This is a genomic window from Alphaproteobacteria bacterium (assembly GCA_030740435.1).
Taxonomy (GTDB): Bacteria; Pseudomonadota; Alphaproteobacteria; order UBA2966; family UBA2966.
This window is the reverse complement of record JASLXG010000107.1, coordinates 1-3,180: the sequence shown is the minus strand read 5'-3', so window position 1 is coordinate 3,180 and position 3,180 is coordinate 1. Positions and strand designations below refer to the sequence as shown.

Sequence of the window (3,180 nt, the reverse complement as noted above, 5' to 3'; positions counted from 1 at the left end):
CTAGCGCGTCAGCCCCTGCCCCCGGCCAGGCCCAGCATGGCCCGGGTCTCGGCCACGTCGGCGACCTCGCGGCCCAGGCTGCGGGCCTGCTCGGCGATGCGTCGCACCAGCTCGGCGTTGCTCGGTGCGCCGTGCTCCGTGTAGGGATAATCGCCCAGCCCAATGGAGATGTGGCCGCCCGAGGTGATGATGCTTTCGCTCAGGCGCAATAGGTCGCCATTGTAGTTGCATACCGACCACTCCACCCGCTTGTGGGGCGGCAGGAAACGGGTGTGGGCTTCCAGGCCGTCGGGCGTGCCGGGATGGCCCGCCAGCATGATGTCGTCGCTTAACAGGAACAAACAGAATGCCGGTTCGGCGATCAAGCCCATGTCCATGAAGGCGGTCATCTGGCGCGTGAAACTGATGTTCCAGCACACCAGATAGGGGTTTATGCCCTGGGCCCGGATGTTGCGGGCGAAGTATTCCAGGGTGTCGGTGGCGTTTTGGTAGATCAGTCCCTTGGTGGTGAATTCCTTGGCCACCGGGTCGTACCAGTCGACGTTGACGCTGCCCATGTCCATGGGCGCGAACTCGGGCTTGGTGGCGGGGTCGGTTGCCAGCCGCATGACGTTGTCGAGGCGCTGCTCGGCCGGCTCGTCCAGCGTTACATAACCCAGCGTCGGGTGCACCATGATGTCGCTGCCGGCCCGGATCTCGAGGATGGTGTCGCGGTAGGCCTCGAATTCGTGGTCGGGTTGGCCGTCGGCGGCGCGGCCGTGGAAATGGATGATCGAGGCGCCGGCCTGGCCGCATTCGACGGCGTCGGCGGCGATCTCGGGGGGCAGCCAGGGCACGTGGGCGTTGCCCTCGCGGCTGGCGTATTCGTTGACCCGGGCCTCGATGATCAGTTTTTTCATGCTGCTGCCTCCGTCCCCATGATACGCCCATGCACCTCGCTTGGCACTTCGTTCCCGAGGGCGGTACAGGCTATGCTGTCGGACTTGGGTAAGCAGCAAAGCCGGGAGAGGGGCATCATGGCCAGCAGCAAGAGCGACGCCGTTGCCGAGCTGAGCAACGGATTTCTCGAGAGTCTCTATCGCACCATGGTGCGCATCCGGCGCTTCGACGAGCGCACGGCCGAGCTTTTCAAGGGCGGCCACGTGCGGGGCACGGCGCATTCCTACGTCGGCGAGGAGGCCATCGGCGCGGCCGTCGGCGCCAGCCTGCTGGAACAGGATTTCCTCATCTCCAACCACCGCGGCCACGGCCACTGCATCGCCAAGGGGGCGCGTCTCGATTTGATGATGGCGGAGCTTTTCGGCAACCAGGAAGGCTATTGCAGCGGCCTCGGCGGCTCCATGCACATCGCCGCGCTGGACGGCAACATCTACGGTGCCAACGGCATCGTCGGGGCCGGCATGGGCATCGGCACGGGCGCCGCACTGGCCGCCAAGATCCGCGGCGACGACACCGTGGGCATCTGCTTCTTCGGCGACGGCGCTTCCAACGAAGGCATGTTCCACGAAACCATGAACATGGCCGCCATTTGGAATCTGCCGCTGGTCTTCATCTGCGAGAACAACCGCTACGGCCTGTCGACGGCCTTCAGCTATTCCTGCTCGACCGACAAGATCTCGCGCCGTGCCGTGGGCTACTCGGTACCCGGCCAGACCATCGACGGCAACGACGTCATTGCCGTGCACGAGGCCGTGCAGACGGCCATCGCGCGGGCCCGGGGCGGCGAGGGGCCGAGCCTGATCGAGGCCCTGACGTATCGCTGGGACGACCACAGCATGCGCGCCAACCTGGCACCCTACCGGCCCGACGAAGAGGTCGAGGCCTGGAAAAAGCGCGATCCCCTGAAGCGCTTGGAACGAATTCTGCTCAAGCGCGACGGCATCGACAAGAAACTGCTGGGCGGCATCCGCGACGAGGTCGAGGGCGAGATCGACGGCGCCATCGAGTTTGCCGAGGGCGGCACGCCGCCCAGCGTCGAGCTGATGGAGGCCGCCGTCACGGTGCCGCACGAGACGCCGGCCGAGCCCAGTGACCGGGGAAGTCGCGAAATCCACTACATCGAGGCCATCAACGAGGCCATGCACCAGGAGATGGAGCGCGACGAACGGGTCTTCGTGATGGGCCTCGACGTGGCCGGCATCGGCGGCATCTTCGGCGCCACCAAGGGCCTGAAGGAGGCCTATGGCACGGAACGCGTGCGCGACACGCCGCTTTCCGAAATGGGCTTTTCCGCCGCCGGCGTGGGCGCCGCGGCGGCTGGGCTCAGGCCCATCGTGGAGATCCAGATCTTCGACTTCGTGACCTACATGATGGACGCCATCGTCAACCAGGCGGCCAAGTTTCGCTTCATGCTGGGGGGCAAGCCGACGGTGCCCATCGTCTTCCGCGGCCCCCAGGGCAGCGGCATCCGCATGGCGGCGCAACATAGCCAAAGCTTCGAGGCCTGGTTCAACCACGTGCCCGGCCTGGTGGTGATCGCACCGTCGTCGGCCTTTGACGCCAAGGGCCTGTTGATCTCGGCCATCCGCGACGACAATCCGGTGATCTTTTTGGAACACAAGCTCCTATATCTGGGCGAGCCCTCGGCGGTTCCCACGGAGCCCTACGCCATCCCCATCGGCCGTGCGGCGATCCGGCGCGAGGGCTCCGACGCCACCGTGGTGGCGACGCAAGTCTGTGTCGACCGGGCGCTCTCGGCGGCAGCTCTGCTGGAACGCGAGGGCATCTCCATCGAGGTCATCGATCCCCGCACCATCAAGCCGCTGGACACGGAAACCATCCTGACCTCGGTGGCCAAGACCAACCGCCTGGTGGTGGTCCACGAGGCGCCGCTCACGGGCGGCTTCGGCGGCGAGGTGGCGGCCATGGTGGCGGAGAAGGGCTTTGACGATCTGGACGCCCCGGTGCTGCGGCTGGGCGGCCGCGAGGTGCCGATCCCCTACAACGAAGACCTCGAACGCGCCGCCACGCCCCAGGTGGCCGACATCGTCGAGGCCGTCAAGCGGGTGATCGGTTAGTGTCCTGAACGCCCGAAAAACACCCCCTCCCTGACCCTCATATGGGAGTCTCGTTGTCAAGGTGGAACTCCTTTTGGTTTGGTTGTGATCGTCAGGCTTCGCACAGGATGGCCTCGTTTACGTTTTGAGCGGCATTGCCGCATCACCTCATATCCGGTCGGGC

The 3,180-nt window shown here is 65.7% G+C and carries 2 protein-coding genes; one reads left to right on the top strand and one right to left on the bottom strand.

What is annotated here, in order from left to right:
- Positions 1 to 8: 8 nt before the first annotated feature.
- Positions 9 to 899, bottom strand: coding sequence for a 3-keto-5-aminohexanoate cleavage protein (locus QGG75_12135; protein ID MDP6067980.1), 891 nt, complete (start codon positions 897 to 899; stop codon positions 9 to 11).
- A 117-nt stretch (positions 900 to 1,016) separates the two neighbouring features.
- Here QGG75_12135 and QGG75_12130 point away from each other — a divergent pair, with 117 nt between their 5' ends.
- Positions 1,017 to 3,017 (top strand): dehydrogenase E1 component subunit alpha/beta, encoded by a 2,001-nt coding sequence (locus QGG75_12130; protein MDP6067979.1) that lies wholly within the window; start codon positions 1,017 to 1,019, stop codon positions 3,015 to 3,017.
- The last annotated feature ends 163 nt before the right edge of the window (positions 3,018 to 3,180 follow it).